At 63.8% G+C, this 16,224-nt stretch carries 13 protein-coding genes; all 13 read left to right on the plus strand.

The annotated features are described in order from the left end of the window. Positions 1 to 644: DegV family protein (locus tag JX325_RS05275; RefSeq protein ID WP_204790118.1), on the plus strand; the 644-nt coding region annotated here is incomplete at its 5' end. A 193-nt stretch (positions 645 to 837) separates the two neighbouring features. After that, positions 838 to 1,170: a cell division protein ZapA gene (locus tag JX325_RS05280; RefSeq protein WP_204790119.1), complete on the plus strand. Its 333-nt coding sequence runs from the start codon at positions 838 to 840 to the stop codon at positions 1,168 to 1,170. Next, positions 1,167 to 3,224, plus strand: coding sequence for a U32 family peptidase (locus JX325_RS05285; protein WP_204790120.1), 2,058 nt, complete (start codon positions 1,167 to 1,169; stop codon positions 3,222 to 3,224). Before JX325_RS05280 ends, JX325_RS05285 begins: the two co-directional genes overlap by 4 nt. 140 nt (positions 3,225 to 3,364) lie before the next feature. Beyond that, entirely contained in the window at positions 3,365 to 3,994 is a 630-nt protein-coding gene (locus JX325_RS18635) for a dUTP diphosphatase (protein WP_374220588.1), read from the plus strand. Continuing rightward, complete coding sequence (locus JX325_RS05295) at positions 3,928 to 4,503, plus strand: nucleoside triphosphate pyrophosphatase (protein WP_204790121.1); 576 nt, start codon at positions 3,928 to 3,930, stop codon at positions 4,501 to 4,503. Before JX325_RS18635 ends, JX325_RS05295 begins: the two co-directional genes overlap by 67 nt. A gap of 33 nt (positions 4,504 to 4,536) precedes the next feature. Beyond that, the gene (gene mreC, locus JX325_RS05300) at positions 4,537 to 5,388 is read left to right on the plus strand and encodes a rod shape-determining protein MreC (RefSeq protein WP_243413936.1); all 852 of its coding nucleotides are present in this window, start codon (positions 4,537 to 4,539) and stop codon (positions 5,386 to 5,388) included. 552 nt (positions 5,389 to 5,940) lie between these two features. After that, positions 5,941 to 8,130, plus strand: coding sequence for a penicillin-binding transpeptidase domain-containing protein (locus tag JX325_RS05305; RefSeq protein WP_204790123.1), 2,190 nt, complete (start codon positions 5,941 to 5,943; stop codon positions 8,128 to 8,130). Between the two features lie 302 nt (positions 8,131 to 8,432). Beyond that, positions 8,433 to 10,286: a glycoside hydrolase family 13 protein gene (locus JX325_RS05310; RefSeq protein WP_204790124.1), complete on the plus strand. Its 1,854-nt coding sequence runs from the start codon at positions 8,433 to 8,435 to the stop codon at positions 10,284 to 10,286. Between the two features lie 185 nt (positions 10,287 to 10,471). Then, positions 10,472 to 11,218: a ParA family protein gene (locus JX325_RS05315; RefSeq protein WP_204790125.1), complete on the plus strand. Its 747-nt coding sequence runs from the start codon at positions 10,472 to 10,474 to the stop codon at positions 11,216 to 11,218. 27 nt (positions 11,219 to 11,245) lie between these two features. Further along, positions 11,246 to 12,136, plus strand: a complete 891-nt coding sequence (locus tag JX325_RS05320) for a ParB/RepB/Spo0J family partition protein (RefSeq protein WP_204790126.1) — start codon at positions 11,246 to 11,248, stop codon at positions 12,134 to 12,136. A 1,181-nt stretch (positions 12,137 to 13,317) separates the two neighbouring features. Beyond that, on the plus strand, positions 13,318 to 14,622 hold the full coding sequence (gene serS, locus JX325_RS05325; RefSeq protein ID WP_204790127.1) for a serine--tRNA ligase: 1,305 nt from the start codon (positions 13,318 to 13,320) through the stop codon (positions 14,620 to 14,622). A 129-nt stretch (positions 14,623 to 14,751) separates the two neighbouring features. Then, a complete protein-coding gene (locus JX325_RS05330) occupies positions 14,752 to 15,783 on the plus strand; it encodes an S-layer homology domain-containing protein (RefSeq protein ID WP_204790128.1) in 1,032 nt (343 codons plus the stop codon). Positions 15,784 to 15,835: 52 nt separating this feature from the next. Continuing rightward, positions 15,836 to 16,224 (plus strand): large-conductance mechanosensitive channel protein MscL (mscL, locus tag JX325_RS05335; protein ID WP_204790129.1); only part of this gene is annotated, 389 nt, incomplete at its 3' end.

Raw genomic sequence — 16,224 nt, forward strand, 5'->3', positions numbered from 1 at the left:
CCTCCCCCGCCGCCTTTGCCAAGGCCTTTGAGGAGGCGGACCGGGTGGTGTGCTTCACCATCTCCGCCAACCTCTCCGGCACCTATAACGCCGCCGTCCTGGGCCGGGACATGGCGCTGGAGGAGCACCCGGAAAAGGAGATCTGCGTCATCGACTCCAAGGCCACGGCGGGGGCCATGATCCTCTTAATCCGCCGGGCAAAGCGGCTTTTAGAGGCCGGAGGGGACTTTGAGGACATCTGCGCCCAGCTGCGGCTGTACCAGGCGGCGCTGCGGACCTGCTTCACCCTGGAGAACTTCGACAACCTTATTAAAAACGGGCGGATGCGCCCCCTGGTTGGGACCCTGCTCCACTCCCTGGGCATCCACGTCATCGCCGACGCCACCCCCCAGGGCACCATCCATGTGGCGGGCAAGGCCCGGGGGGAGGCCAGGACCTACCAGACCATCACGGCGCTGATGAAGGACAGCAAGGACTGCACCGGGGCGGAGGTCGTCGTCTGCCACTGCGAGAATCTGCCGGGTGCCTTGAAACTAAAGGAGCAGATTTTAAAGGACCTGCCGGTAAAGAGCGTGGAGCNGGTCCNCTGCCGNGGCCTNANCAGCTTTTACGCCATGGAAAAGGGGCTCATCGTGGGGTATTGAGCCGCCGTCATATCTTGGGCACGCCGCGAAACCCGCGGCGNGCTTNTNTTGCCCCTGCCTCCAGGTTTGTAAATTTTTTTGATTCTTCCGAATTTCCTGTGGCGAAGCCCCGCCGGGTGTGCTATACTGTACGCTGTAAAATTACGCAGTCCGCCGGAAAGCCCGTTTTCCGGGGGCAAAGGAGGTCTCTTTTATGGCAAACCGAGTCGTTGTGACCATCTGCGGAGAGGACTACACCTTTGTGGCGGAGGAGTCCCCCTCCTACATGCAGAAGGTGGGCGCGTACGTAGGNGACAAAATGGACGAAGTGCTCAACAGCACCCGGGTGGGCAAAACCGACGCCGCNGTCCTCACCGCCGCCAACATCGCCGACGAGCTCTTCAAGGCCCAGGCCGCCGCCGAGCAGCTCCGCCGCCAGATTAAGGGCTACCTGGACGAGGCCGGGAAGGCCCAGAGCCAGGTCAGCGAGCTGAAGCGGGAAGTGGTCCGCCTCCAGCAGCGCCTGGACAGCCGGGGCTCTAAGTGAGGCCGGAGCTGCTGGCCCCCGCCGGATCGCCGGAGGCCCTGCGGGCCGCCGCGGAGGGCGGCGCCGGGGCCGTATACCTGGGCTGGGGAGCCTTCAACGCCCGCCGGGGGGCTCAGAACTTTTCCCAGGAGGAGTTTGCCCAGGCGGTGGCCTGGTGCCATATCCGGGGGGTCCGGGTCTTTCTCACCTTGAACATTCTCCTCTCGGACCGGGAGCTGCCCGAGGCTCTGGAAACCGCCCGGACCGCCTCCCGGCTGGGGGTGGACGCGGTGCTGGTCCAGGACTGGGGCCTTTTTGACCTGCTCCGGCGCACTCTGCCGGATCTGCCCCTTCACGCCAGCACCCAGATGAGCGTCTTCACCTCCGGCGGGGCCTGTGAGATTGCCGCGGACGGCTGTGAGCGGGTGGTGCTGGCCCGGGAGTGCTCCAAGGAGGAGACGGCGGCGATCTGCGCAAGCTGCCCCGCCCAGNTGGAGGCCTTTGTCCATGGGGCGCTGTGCATGTGCTACTCCGGCCAGTGCGCCATGAGCGCCCTGATTGGCGGGCGCTCCGGCAACCGGGGGCGCTGCGCCCAGCCCTGCCGCCTGCCCTATGGGGTAAACGAGGCGGCGAAGAATCAGCGGCCCCTGAGCCTTAAGGACTCCTGCATGGCGGACCACTTGGGAGAGATGGCGGAGATGGGAGTCTCCTGCCTGAAAATCGAGGGGCGGATGCGCCGCCCCGGCTATGTGGCCGCCGTGACGGGCATCTACGCCCGGCTTCTGGAGGAGGGGCGGAAGCCCACGGCCCAGGAGCGGGAAACCCTGGAGCGGGCCTTTTCCCGCTCCGGCTTCACCGACGCCTATTGGCGGGGGACGAAGGGTCCGGAGATGCTGGGCTTCCGCCCGGAGAACGCGGAGGCCGCCCCCGCTGTGGAAGCCCCCCGCCGGGAGGAGGGCCGGGTTCCCGTCCGCTTTACCTGCCGGGTGGAGGCGGGAAAGCCCTGCCTTCTCACGGCGGAAGACCCGGAGGGCCGCGCCGTCACCGTCTCCGGGCCTCTGCCGGAGGCCGCCCGGAACCGGGCCCTGACGCCGGAGGACCTGGCCGCCCGGCTGGGCAAAACCGGGGGGACCCCCTACCGCTGTGAGCGTGCGGACGCATATGCGGACCCCGGCCTGTCCCTCTCCGCCGCCGCGGTGAACGCCTTGCGGCGGGAGGCTTTGGAAGCCCTCAGCGCCGCCCGGTCCCAGCCGCCGAAGCGGCGGGAGCACTTCCCCCCGCCTCCCCTGCCGGAGGCGGACTGCTCCCAGGAGGAGCCCCGGTTTACGGTTTCCCTGCTTACTGCCGCCCAGCTGACGGGAGGCGTGCTGGACCTCCGCCCCGCCCGGGTGTATCTGCCCCTGGAGCTGCTGGCGGACCTGCCCTCCCTGCCGGAGACGGAGGCGGAGTACTGCGCGATCCTTCCCCGGGTCTGGCGGGACCGGGACGAGGACCTGCTCCGCCGCTGGCTGGACAAGGCCCGGGCCCTGGGGGCTTCCGGGCTGCTGCTGGGGAACCTGGGCCACTTTCCCCTGGCCCGGGACGGCGGCTGGCGGCTCTATGGGGACTACGGTCTGAACGTCTTCAACAGCCGTTCCCTGGACTACCTCCGGGAGAAGGGGCTGGAGTCCGCCTGTCTTTCCTTCGAGCTCCGCTTTTCCCAGATTCGGGACATGAAAAAGCTGCTCCCGGCGGAGGCNNTTGTCTACGGGCGGCTTCCCCTGATGATTACGGAGAACTGCCTGATTCAAAACAGCGCCGGCTGCCGCTGCGACCNGCCCAACTTNCTAAATGACCGCACCGGCGCGGCCTTCCCCCTCCTCCCCGCCTTCGGCCACCGGACGGAGGTGCAGAACAGCCGTCCCCTCTACCTGGCGGACCGGCCGGACTGGCGGCAATTGGGCCTTTGCTACGCCCGCCTCCGCTTCACGACGGAGAGCCCGGAGGACTGCGCCCGCCTCTGCCGGGCCTATCAAGAGGGCGCGCCCGCCGCCGGGGAATTCACCCGGGGACTCTATCAGCGAGGTGTGGAGTGAATACAAACCGTTGATTTTCGGCAAAATGCTACAAAATAGAATTGCACAGGAGCGTTATGATGAGAGAGAGCAAGGAAGTTAAGGTCAAATATTTTGTGGAGGACCTGGAAGAGCTTTGCTGTGTNCCCGNNTCCGACTGGATGGATCTGCGGGCGGCGGAGGACGTGGCCCTGAAGGCCGGGGAGTTTTGCCTGATTCCCCTGGGCATTGCTGCGGCTCTGCCGGAGGGGTACGAGGCCCATGTGGTTCCCCGGAGCTCCACCTTTAAAAACTACGGATTGTTGCAGGCCAACTCCATGGGGGTGGTGGACGGCTCCTACCGGGGAGACGGGGATCAATGGCGCTGGCCCGCCTACGCCACCCGGGATGTGCGCATCCCGAAAAACACCCGGCTTTGCCAATTCCGCATTGTGGAGAACCAGCCCCCCCCTGGTCTTTACCCGGGTGAAACGGCTGGAGGGCCCCGACCGGGGCGGCTTCGGCTCCACCGGGGTGTAACTTTTCTTGAAAGAAAAGTTACCAAAAGAACTTTAACACGCCCTGGTAGTCTGGAGCTTTTCCAAACTGGAGCGACGGCAACCCAGCATTCTCTTGACTCGCGAATTTCGGAGCTGCGATGCGATTNGCAACGGCGCGGCNGACCGGAACATGCCGCCGCTNTGAGCTCGTCATCAAATCTGCTATTCATTAAGAGGTATCATATATGGCACAGATTGTACTGGCCTCCGGCTCCCCCCGGCGGCGGGNNCTCTTGGAGCGCATTGGAGTGACGGATTTTGTGGTCCGGGTGCCGGAGGTGGAGGAAAACTTCCCCGAGGGGCTCTCCCCCCAGGAGGTAGTCTCCTACATCTCCCGGGAGAAGGCGGAGGNCGCCGCCGGGCTCTGCGGGCCGGAGGACATTGTCNTNACNGCGGACACCATGGTTTTCCTGGACGAGCAGCGCCTGGGCAAGCCCCGGGACGAGGCCCACGCCCTGGAAATGCTCACCGCCCTTCAGGGACGGAAGCACACCGTCTGCACCGGCGTCTCCGTCTGCCGGGGAANCCGGCGGCTGACGGAAACGGAATCCACGGACGNCTTCTTCCGCCCCGCCTCGGAGGAGGAGCTCCGCCGCTACATCGCCACCGGAGAGCCCATGGACAAGGCCGGGGCCTACGGGGTCCAGGGCCGGGGGGCCCTGCTGGTGGAGCGGCTGGAGGGAGACTTCTTCAACGTCATGGGCCTCCCCGTGCTGCGCCTTGCCCGGATGCTGGAGCGGTTCGGCGTTTCCCTGCTGTAACTTGTTTCCTCCTTATCTTTGACCTTCATATAGGTGATTGGATTGAAAAATTTCCTGAAACAGCATGGGCTCTGGGTGCTTTTCGCCGCCGCCGTTTTGTCGGTGGCCATGGCGGTGATGTCGGTGCTCAGCGCCAATTCCTCCCCGCTGGAAAACCTGACGGGAATGCTCGTCTCCCCCTTCCGGGCCGGGTACACGGCGGTGGCCAACTGGTTCAACGACCTGCAAAATTATTATAAGGACNCCACGGATCTCCAGGCGGAAAACGCCGCCCTCCGCCAGCAGATTGCCAAAATGGAGGAGACCATCCGCCAGGCCAAGGCGGACGTGGAGGAGAACGCCAAGCTCCGGGAGCTGCTGAACCTGACGAAGCAGCGCCGGGACCTGACGGACTTCGAGGCCTGCATGGTCACGGAGCACGCGGTGANNAACTGGACCTCTTCCCTGACGCTGAACAAGGGGACCTCCCTGGGCGTCGAGGCGGGGGACTGCGTCATCGACGAGTGCGGCAATCTGGTGGGCGTCGTCTCCCAGGCGGGGACTAACTGGTCCACGGTGCTGACCCTGGTGGACACGGACACCTCTTTGGGCGCTCAGATATTCCGGACCAAGGACTTAGGNATTGCCCGGGGGGACTTCTCCTTGATGGGGGAAAAGCGCCTGCGGCTGGAATACCTCCCGGCGGACCGCGCCCCCCTGGCGGGGGACGTGGTGGTGACCTCCGGCCTGGGCGGCTACTATCCCTCCGGCCTGGTCATCGGCTCTGAGGAGCAAGTCCAGGTGGACGACTCCGGCGCGGCCTCCTACGCCANCTTGGCCCCGGCGGCGGACCTGGACGCCCTGACGGAGGTTTTCGTCATCAAGTCCTTTGAAATTGTCACCTGACGGGCGGAGGCTCTTTTATGATTGCGAGAAACGAAACCATCTTCAAATGGTCCCTGTACGCCNCCGCCACGGCCCTGTGCCTGCTGGTGCAGACGGGCTTCCTCCAGCGGCTGGAATTCTGGGGAGTCCTTCCCTTTCTCTATCCCCTTCTGGCGGCCATTCCCGCCACCTATGAGGGGCCCCTTGCCGGGTCCATCTTCTCCTTGTGCGTGGGGCTGGTCTCCGACCTGCTTTTGCCGGGGCCCGTCCCCTGCCTCTACACCCTGATTTTCCCCCTGGCGGGCCTCTGCGCCGGGCTGCTGTCCCAGAGCTGGCTCCCCGCCGGGTTCCTCTGCTCCTTTGTCTCCGCCGCCGCCGCCTTCCTGCTCCACGGCAGCTTTCGCTGCCTGATTCTCTGGATGCAGGGCGCCGCCGCCTGGGAGGCCGGAGCCCTGGTTATGGTCCGGGAGTTCTGCGCAGCCGCTCCCTTTGTCATTCCCCTGACGCTGCTTTACCGCTCCGTCTTCCGAAAAACCCGTTTCGACGACTGATTTCCAAATAGAAAGGCGCCCTATGGACCGCAAGGAAATGCAAAATGCCCGCCTCTATCTGCTCACCGCCCTCCTGGTGCTGGTATTGATCACCTATTTTTTCGTGCTCTACGACGTGCAGGTCATCCACCACGATGAATACGCCGCCAAGGCCATCCGCTCCATCGTGCGGTCGGAGAAGGTGGAGGCCTCCCGGGGCATCCTCACCGACCGCAACGGAAAGCCCCTGGTCTCCAACCGCTCCACCTATGATTTGACCTTCGACGCGGACCTCCTCCGCCCGGGGGAAGACAGCAACGAGGCCATTCTCCGCCTGGTCCAGCTCTGCCAGGCGGAGGGCGTGGCCTGGAGCGACAACCTCCCCATCTCCCGGCTGGCCCCCTACGCCTACACCGTGAATCAGATGGACAAACAGCAGAAGATGCTGTTTCTCGCCTACCTCAAGACCCTCAAGCCCTGCGCCGAGGCTTTGGGGGAATACCTCCTCCGCCACCCGGAGNCGGTCTCCANCCCGGAGCCCGAGCCGGAGGAGGGGGCCGCGCCTATGGAGGAGCTCTCCCCCAAGAAGCGGGCCCAGGCCCTGCTGGACCGCCTGGTCCCCGACGATCTGACGGAGGCTTTGCTGATGGACGCCGGCGTCACCCCCGCCCAGCTCATCGGCGCCATGCGGGGGGAGCTGGGCCTCCCCGAGCAGTACACCATGACCCAGGCCCGGATGGTGCTGGGGGTCCAGTACGAGCTTTCCGACCGGAAGCTGGACAACTACGCGGCCTACGTGCTGGTCCGGGACATCGACACCCCCTTCATCTCCCTCCTCAGCGACGGGAACTACGCCGGGGCCAAGGTGACCCTCTCCTCCGTCCGGGAGTATGAGACCCCCTATGCCGCCCACATTCTGGGCTATGTCAGCAGCATCACCATTGAGGACGACTACCCCTCTTTAAAGGAAAAGGGCTATGACTACGACGACCTCATCGGCAAGGTGGGGGCGGAGCTGGCCTTTGAGGAGTACCTGCGGGGCAAGGACGGCCGCCGCATGGTGGCCACCAACGACGAGGGGAAGGTCACCGGGGAATACTACTCCACAGAGCCTGTCCCCGGCAACACCGTGGAGCTGACCATCGACCTCAATTTCCAGTCCCAGGTGGAGGACTGCCTGGCGGAAACCGTCACCCGCCTCAACGCCGACGGCGACGAGAAGCGGGGCGCCGGGGCGGCGGTGGTGCGGGTGGGCACCGGCGAGGTGCTGGCCCTGGCCTCCTATCCCTCCTATGATCTGGCTTCNTTCCGCCGGACCGAAGAGAACTACGTCGNCGTCAGCAGCGACCCGCAGGCCCCCCTCTTCAACCGGGCCGCGGAGGGCAAATATCCCCCCGGCTCCACCTTGAAGCCCTTTACCGCCATGGCGGCCCTGNTGGACGGGAAGGTAACCCTANAANAGAAAATCAAGGACACNGGCTCCTGGCGCTACCCGGGGGACGAGGCCAACAGCTACGCCAACTGCTGGAAGCGCTCGGGCCACGGGAGCCTGAACGTCACCGGGGCCATTACCAACTCCTGCAACTACTTTTTCGCCGAAATGGGCTACCGCCTGGAAATGGAGGGGCTTCGGAAATACCTGGTCCAGTTCGGCCTGGGGGAAAAGACGGGCATCGAGATTCCCGAGACCGCCGGACTCCTGCCGGAGAACCCCCAGGGCCAGAACCAGGCCNCTTGGGCGGCCTTCGGCCAGTCCAACCAGCTCTACTCCCCCCTCCAGCTGGCCAACTATGTCNCCACCCTNNTCTCCNGCGGGANGCNCTGTCAGGCCCATTTGCTGAAAACCGCCAAGACCTATGACAATTCGNAGGTCGTAGCCGTGGGGAACACGGAGCCCATTAACGAAATCGACATCAGCGACGAAAACCTCCGGGCGGTGAAGGAGGGCATGAAGGGCCTGGTAGAGGGCACCCTCTCCCCCTATTTCCGGAACTGCGTGGTCTCCGCCGGGGCCAAGACCGGCACCTCCCAGGTCCGGGCGGACACGAAAAACCACGGCGTCTTCGTCTGCTTCGCCCCTTACGACGACCCGGAGATCGCGGTCGCCATCGCCATCGAGCGGGCGGACGCCGGCGCGGCCCTGGCCTCCACGGCGGTGAATATCCTCAACGCCTACTTCACCCCCCCGGAGGACACCGTCGCCNTTACCGGGGAGAACCAGCTTTNGCCTTAGCCGGATGTCCCGCTTCCCTGTAGGGGCGGACCTGTGTATCCGCCCCTGCGGAGNGTTTCACGTGAAACGTCCTTTGTGGGGCCTGACCCTTGGATACCCCTTAGCGGCTTTGCCGCTTACGGATATCGCATCCCCCTTGCGGGGGCCCGGTCAGGCCATTCCTCCCTCAGCCCCAATGGCCCGGTCTGGGGACCGGGCCCCACAGAGGCCGGGTTTCCCCGGCCTTTTTCCCCCGAAAAGCGAGCAGTAAAAAAATGTCATTTGTTGGAACCCCTTATTTTAACAAACAAGGAGTTTTTCCCATGAACACACNTTCCGTCTTCGACTCCCGCGATCCCCGGTACAAGCAGCCCTATGGCGCCCTCCTCTGCGGGAAGGAGTGGTCCCTCACCTGCCGCCCCCTCTCCAGCGAGGGGTTCACCCACTGTTCCGTCGTCATCCGCCNGGAGTTTGCCGGGCACGAGATGGAGGCGGAGCTGCCCTTTACCGGCTTTCAGGAGGACCGGGCCGTCTTTTCCCTCTCCCTCATCCCCTTCCAAACGCCGGAGCTGNCGTGGTACTGGTTCCGCTTCTGGCGGGACGACGGCACCGGCTGTCTTTTGGACAAGACCGGCTACCGCAGCACGGGGGACCCCATTCCCTGGCAGCTCACCGTCTATGAGGAGAGCCGCACCCCCGCCTGGTTCGGCGAGGGGGTGACCTATCAGATCTTCCCGGANCNCTACTGCNNTTTGNACCNCCCGGACCCGGCTGGGCTTATTGGAGAACGCTGGGTGCACCAGGANTGGGACGACCTCCCCGCCTGGAGGCCGGAGGANGGCGAGGTGAAGAACCGGGACTTCTTCGGCGGCTCCCTGGCGGGCGTGGCCGCCCACCTGGACGACTTGGCGGCCCTGGGCGTCACCACCCTTTACTTCTGCCCCATTTTCGAGTCCGCCTCCAACCACCGCTACAACACGGCGGACTATACGAAAATCGACCCCATGCTGGGCACGGAGGAGGACTTCACGCGCCTTTGCGCCAAGGCCCGGGAAAAGGGCATCCGGGTTTTGCTGGACGGCGTGTTTAACCACACCGGCTCCCAAAGCGTCTACTTCAACGCCGACGGCTTCTATCCCACCCTGGGCGCGGCCCAGAGCCAGGACAGCCCCTATTACCACTGGTTCCAGTTCAGCGACTGGCCCGGGTCCTATGACGCCTGGTGGGGCATCAGCACCCTGCCCAACGTCCGGGAGGACTGCCCGGACTACGTAAACTATATCATCACCGGACAGGATTCCATCGNGAAGCGCTGGCTCCGGGCCGGGGCCTCCGGNTGGCGGCTGGATGTGGCGGACGAGCTCCCCGACGAGTTCATTGAACAGCTCCGCGCCGCCGTGGAGGAAACGGACCCCGACGCCATGGTCATCGGCGAGGTCTGGGAGGACGCCAGCAATAAAATCTCCNNCTNCCGCCGCCGGAAGTACCTCCAGGGGAAGGAGCTCCACGGGGTAATGAACTACCCCTTCCGCACCGCCCTGCTGAACTACNTGCTGGACGGCCCGGCGGAGGNTTTCAAGGAGGCCATGGAGACCATCCGGGAGAATTACCCTCCCGGCGCCTTCTACTCCGCCATGAACTTCCTGGGCACCCATGACACCCCCCGGGTCCTCACGGTACTGGGCGGCGTCCCCCTGCCGGAGGGCCGGGACGCCCAGTCTACCTTCCACCTCTCCCCTGTCCAGCGGGAGGCGGGCCTGGAGCGGCTCCATGTGGCGGCGGCCATCCTCTTCACCTTCCCCGGCTCCCCCATGGTCTATTACGGGGACGAGGCCGGCATGGAGGGCGCGGCGGACCCCTTCAACCGCCGGACCTATCCCTGGGGCCATGAAAACCAGGCGCTTCTGGCCTGGTTCCGCCGGCTGGGGCAGCTGCGGAAGGACCGGGCTTCCCTGCGCCGGGGAGCGCTCCGCTGGCTGGAGGCCCAGGGCCCCCTGCTGGCCTTTGTCCGGGAAACCTGTGACGAGGCCACCGCCACCCTGGTAAACGCCGGGCCGGAGGAGCGGACCGTCTCCCTGCCGGGGGGCGGCTTCCGGGACCTTTGCACCGGGGAGAGCCTTTCCGGAGAGACGGCCTCCGTCCCTCCCTACAGCGTCCGGCTGCTGGGCCGGGGCTGAGGCGATCGAAATAAAGAATTGTTTCACGTGAAACGCCAAGGGCCCGCCGTTTTCGGCGGGCCCTCCTTGTTTCACGTGAAACTTTCTACATCTTCCCCCAAATTTTCAGAAAATTGTGGGTTTTGGCCTTGCAAGGCCGGGGCAGCCTTGTTATAATGAAATTTCGAAAGAAAGTAGGTGTTCTTGTGGCGAAAATCATCGCTGTTGTGAATCAAAAGGGCGGCGTGGGGAAAACCACTACCTGTGTGAACCTGGCCGCCGCTTTGACAGAGGCGGGAAAAAGAGTCCTCCTCTGCGACTTCGACCCCCAGGCCAACGCCACTTCCGGCATGGGAGTGGACAAGACGGTTTCCAAGGGGGTCTATTCCGCCGTCATCGGGGAGCTGCCCGCCGCCGAGACGGTGTCCCGCACCCGTTACGGGGACGTGCTCCCCTCCAACAAGGCCCTGGCGGGGGCGGGGGTGGAGCTCATCGGCATGGAGCGGCGGGAATTCCTGCTGAAGGATGCCCTCTCCTCCCTGCGGGAGGACTATGACTTCATTCTCATCGACTGCCCTCCCTCCCTGGAGCTTTTAAAGCTGAACGCCCTGTGCNCGGCGGACTCCATTCTGGTGNCGGTGCAGTGCGAGTACTTCGCCCTGGAGGGGCTTTCCGATTTGATGAACACCGTCCGGCTGGTGCGGCGGTCCCTGAATCCCTCCCTGGAGCTGGAGGNGGTGCTGCTNACCATGTTCGACGGACGGACGAACCTCTCTCTCCAGGTGGCGGAGGAAGTGAAGCACTACTTCCCCGGCAAGGTCTACGCCTCGGTGATTCCCCGGAACAACCGCCTTTCCGAGGCCCCCAGCCACGGCAAGCCCATCAGCGCCTACGACCGGGCTTCCCCGGGGGCCGACGCCTATGCGGCTTTCGCGGCGGAGTTCCTGAAATAAACCACCTTTTTGAAAGGAGTGCGTGTTATGGCAAACAAAAAGCCCTCCGGCCTGGGCCGGGNGTTGGGCGCCCGGCTGGGAGACGACGTATTGAAGCCGGAAGCCGCCGGAAATCTGTACCTGCCCATTTCCCAGGTGGAAAGTTATTCCGCCCAGCCCCGGAAGCTCTTTGACGAGGACGCNTTGGCGGAGCTGGCGGATTCCATCCGGGAGCACGGGGTCATTCAGCCCCTGACGGTGCGGAAGCTGTCCTCNGGCTATTACCAGATCATCGCCGGGGAGCGCCGCTGGCGGGCCGCCCGGCTGGCGGGCCTCACGGAGATTCCCGCCGTGGTCATTGAGGCCGACGACCAGAAGGCGGCGGAGCTGGCGTTGGTAGAGAACCTCCAGCGGGAGGATTTGAACCCCATGGAGGAGGCCGCGGGCTACCAGTCTTTGATTCAAACCTATCACATGACCCAGGAGGAGGCCGCCCGGCGGGTGGGCAAGTCCCGCAGCGCCGTGGCCAACGCCATGCGGCTTTTGGGCCTCCAGCCCGGCGTGCGGAAGCTGGTGGAGGAAGGAAGCCTCTCCGCCGGACATGCCCGGGCCCTGCTTCCCCTCTCCCCCGCCCTGCAAACCAAGGCGGCGGAAACCGTGGTCCAGGGCCAGCTCTCCGTCCGGCAGACGGAGGTCCTGGCCAAGAAGCTGCTTGCCGAACCCGCGGAGGAACCGGAGATTCCCGAGCCCCCCAAGGAAGTGGACTACGCCGCCGAGGCCCAGCGCTCCCTGGCCTCCCGCCTGGGGAGGGGCGTGAAAATCGTCACGGGCCGGAAAAAGGGCCGGATTGAGCTGGAATATTACGGCCTGGACGATCTGAACGATCTGCTGGAGGCCCTGGCCCTCCTGAAAACCAGCCGGAAAGGACCGGAGGCATGAATTTGGAAAAGCGAAGTCAAGGCGGCCCCATGGAGCCGGAGGAGGATTTGACCNNCAAGGGAAAGAAGCCGGTGGTGGTCTATATCATGGTCCTGTTCATCGCGGCCTTTTTGCTGATGGCCTGGTNCTTCGCCTCCCACCAGCGGAGCAATACGGAGGCCATCGGAGAGCTCCAGAGCTCCGTCACGGCCATGCGGAGCGTGCAGGACAAGATGCTGACCCTCCAGGACGAGCTGGAGGAGGCCCAGGATGAAATTGAGGAGCTGGAGCGGGAGGCCAGCCTGCGGGACAGCGAGCGGGAGGCCTATAACCGGCAGTACCAGGCCCTGGCGAATCTCTACACCCTGGAACGGCTCTACCGCCAGGAAAACCTGGAGAANNGCCGGAAGGTCATCGACCGCATGGAAGAAGAGGACCTGGCGGTCTGCCTCAGCGACAACCTCCCCCCCTCCGAGCGGGAGCTGGGCCTCACCGTTTCCCCCCGGGAGCGCTATCACCAGCTGAAGGAGGCCGTGGAGACCCGGGAGGCGGAGGCTCAGGAAACGGACGGTGCCGCCTCCTGACAGAAAGGGGAGGCCAATGAACCGAAAAAGAACGCCTATNACTTGGATCAAGGCTCACCGGAGGGCTCTGGCTGCCGCCTTGGCATTGGTTTTATGGGCGGCGTGGTATTCCCGGCCTGTGGACATCTACACACTGGCCCCTGGAATGAAGGAGCCGGACAGCATAGACATTTCCCTGCGGGAGCTGGGGGAACAAGGCAGAGACTCCCCCATTCAATGGTTCTCCCCGGAGGACCCGGAGTGGGACGCGGCCCTGGAAGCCATCGAAGCCCTTCGGTTCCGCCGGCCGCCCTGGAATATTCTGCTCCAGCTTATACCGGNGCGCACCATCACTGGCCGCGTCACCCATGACGGGGACCTGCACATTCTATTCTCTCTNTACANNCCGGGCGGAGGCCGTGTCCAAGTGCAATTTTTCATTGACGAGTGGACGTACCACTCTCTTTATTCCAGCCGGAATCTCACCCTCTGGGTGGCGGATTCCAGGGAAACCGGAGAGGCTTTGGCGGAGATATTCCAGCCATTGCTGGCGTCCGGCTGAGAGAGGAGAAAGCAACNCCTCCGTTTCACGTGAAACACTCCAAACGAGTTTAATTTAAACGAAAGAAGGAAATCATCATGCTTGATATCCGCTTCATCCGGGAGAACCCCGAGGCCGTCAAGGAGAACATCCAAAAGAAATTCCAGGACAGCAAGCTCCCCCTGGTGGACGAGGTCATCGACCTGGACGCCAAGCGCCGCGCCGCCATCGCCGAGGCGGACCAGCTCCGCTCCAACCGCAACACCCTCTCCAAGCAAATCGGCATGCTCATGGGCCAGTCCAAAAAGGACCCCTCCAAGCTCCAGGAGGCCGAGGCCGTCAAGGCCCAGGTGAAGGAACAGGCGGACCGCCTGGCCGAGCTTGAGAAGCAGGAAAACGAGCTGGAGGCGGAGCTCCACAAGCGCATGCTGCTGATTCCCCAGATCATCGACCCCTCCGTCCCCATTGGCNAGGACGACAGCGAAAACGTNNAGGTCCAGCGCTTCGGCGAAGCCAAGNCCCCGGACTGCCCCATCCCCNATCACACGGAAATTATGGAGTCCTTCGGCGGCATCNACCTGGACGCGGCGGGCCNGGTCTCCGGAAACGGCTTCTATTACCTCCTGGGCGACATCGCCCGGCTCCACGAGGCGGTGCTGGCCTATGGCCGGGACTTCATGATCGGCAAGGGCTTTACCTACTGCATTCCCCCCTTCATGATTCACGGAAACGTGGTGGAGGGCGTCATGAGCCAGACGGACATGGACGGCATGATGTACAACATCGAGGGCGAGGACCTCTACCTCATCGGCACCAGCGAACACTCCATGATCGGCCGGTTCATCGACCAGATTCTCCCCGCCGGGAACCTGCCCCAGACTCTGACCTCCTATTCCCCCTGCTTCCGCAAGGAGAAGGGCGCCCACGGCATCGAGGAGCGGGGCGTGTACCGCATCCACCAGTTTGAAAAGCAGGAGATGATTGTGGTCTGCAAGCCCGAGGAGTCCCCCATGTGGTACGAAAAGCTGTGGCAGTTCTCCGTGGAGCTGTTCCGGTCCCTGGACATCCCTGTGCGGCAGCTGGAGTGCTGCTCCGGCGACCTGGCGGACTTGAAGGTCAAGTCCTGCGACATCGAGGCCTGGTCCCCCCGGCAGCAAAAGTATTTTGAGGTCTGCTCCTGCNCCAACCTGGGCGACGCCCAGGCCCGGCGGCTGCGCATCCGCTACAAGGACGAGTCCGGCAAGACCCAGCTGTGCCACACTCTCAATAACACCTGCGTGGCCCCGCCCCGGATGCTGATCGCCTTCCTGGAGAATAATCTCCAGGCCGACGGCACGGTCCTAATCCCCGAGGTCCTGCGCCCCTACATGGGCGGAACCGAAAAACTGGTCCCGATCTGCTGAGGCTTGGTTGTCGCGCAACAAATCCCGGATAAAAACCGGGGTATAGAGCGTAATAAAGCTCTTTTTGGTTACTTTTTCTCTCGAGAAAAAGTAACCACCCGTCTGGAGCCGATAGAAAGGACTTGAACGATGAAACGTATTGCCGGACTGATTTTAACGGCTGTATTCCTGTCTGTCCTCTGTATCCCTTGCGCCGCAGCGGATACCGGGCGGGCCTACCCCGGCTNTTCCGACGTGGNGGAGGGAAGCGCCTCCTATGAGGCTATTCAGCTCTGTTACGAGCGGGGCTTGATGAACGGCACCTCTGAAACAACATTCAGCCCACAGGGAAAGCNGAACGTGGCTCAGCTGGTGGTGCTGGCGGCGCGGCTGTACAATCTCCAAAACGGCGGCGGCACGGTCCCAGACCTGCCGGACCTGGGTCAGCCTTACCTCCGGTTCTATGACGAGAATGGAAACAAACTCATTTTCTTTACCATGGAGGAAATCCCCGCCTGCAACGCCGTCGGAGAAAGCGTGTACATCGGCGCTGCTTATGAGAGCGACGGGTCCGAACTGCCGGAAACCTGCAAGCTGGAAATCGGCTTTGAGGGCTATAACCACGTCAAAACCTTCCAGGGCGTGAAGGAATCCCACCAAAGCGTACCCGGAACAATGAACCAGGGCTACGTGGGAACGGGCTACCGCTTCACGGACCCGGACGCGGCCTCCTTTACCATGCTCCCCGGCATACAGTATGTGGAGCAGTACAAGAAAGCCTGGTGGTTCCCCGCCGTCTTCTACCTGGGCAGCGAGGGAGTCATGAACTTCGACGGCGAACTGGTCTACCGGGCCAGCAACGGGAACAACGGAGACGGCAGCGGCTACGACCCGGCGGTCCGCTTCTCCAAGGACAACGCCACCCGCTCCCTCTNCGCCTGGCTGGTGGAGCGGAGCGCGGGGGAGCTGGAAATCCTCAATGNGACGGTGGACGTCCCCNACGTAAACCCAGATGAAACCCAGGACGCCGCCGCCATCCTCCGGCTCTATCAGGCGGGCGTCCTCACCGGGGTGGACCAGGCCGGGAACTTCGGCGGGGACAAAGAGCTGACCCGGGCCCAGGCCGCCATCATGCTGGCAAGGGTGCTGGACCCCGCCCTGCGGGTCCGGCCGGGCGGATAAGGTCCTCCTGTCCGTAGAGATTTTATCACTTTATACGAAAGGGAATCGAATTATGGCAGAAAAGACCTCCGGCTTCCTGGCGGAATTCAAAACCTTCATCGCCCGGGGGAACGTCATGGACATGGCGGTGGGCGTCATCATCGGCGGAGCGTTTTCCAACATCACCAACTCCCTGATTAACGACATCGTGATGCCGGTGCTGGGCATCTTCACCAGCTCCGTCTCGTTTGCCGAGCTGACGCTGAACATTGGCCCCGCCGTGGTCACCTACGGCAACTTCATCCAGGCGGTCCTGAACTTCCTCATCATGGCCTTTGTGGTCTTCTGCCTGGTAAAAGCCCTGAACCGTTTCCACAAGAAGAAGGAAGCCGCTCCCCCGCCCCCGCCGGGCCCCTCCCCCGAGGAGAAGCTGCTGACGGAAATCCGGGACCTGCTGAAGGA

This window comes from Oscillibacter sp. CU971 (assembly GCF_905219725.1).
GTDB lineage: Bacteria > Bacillota > Clostridia > Oscillospirales > Oscillospiraceae > Oscillibacter.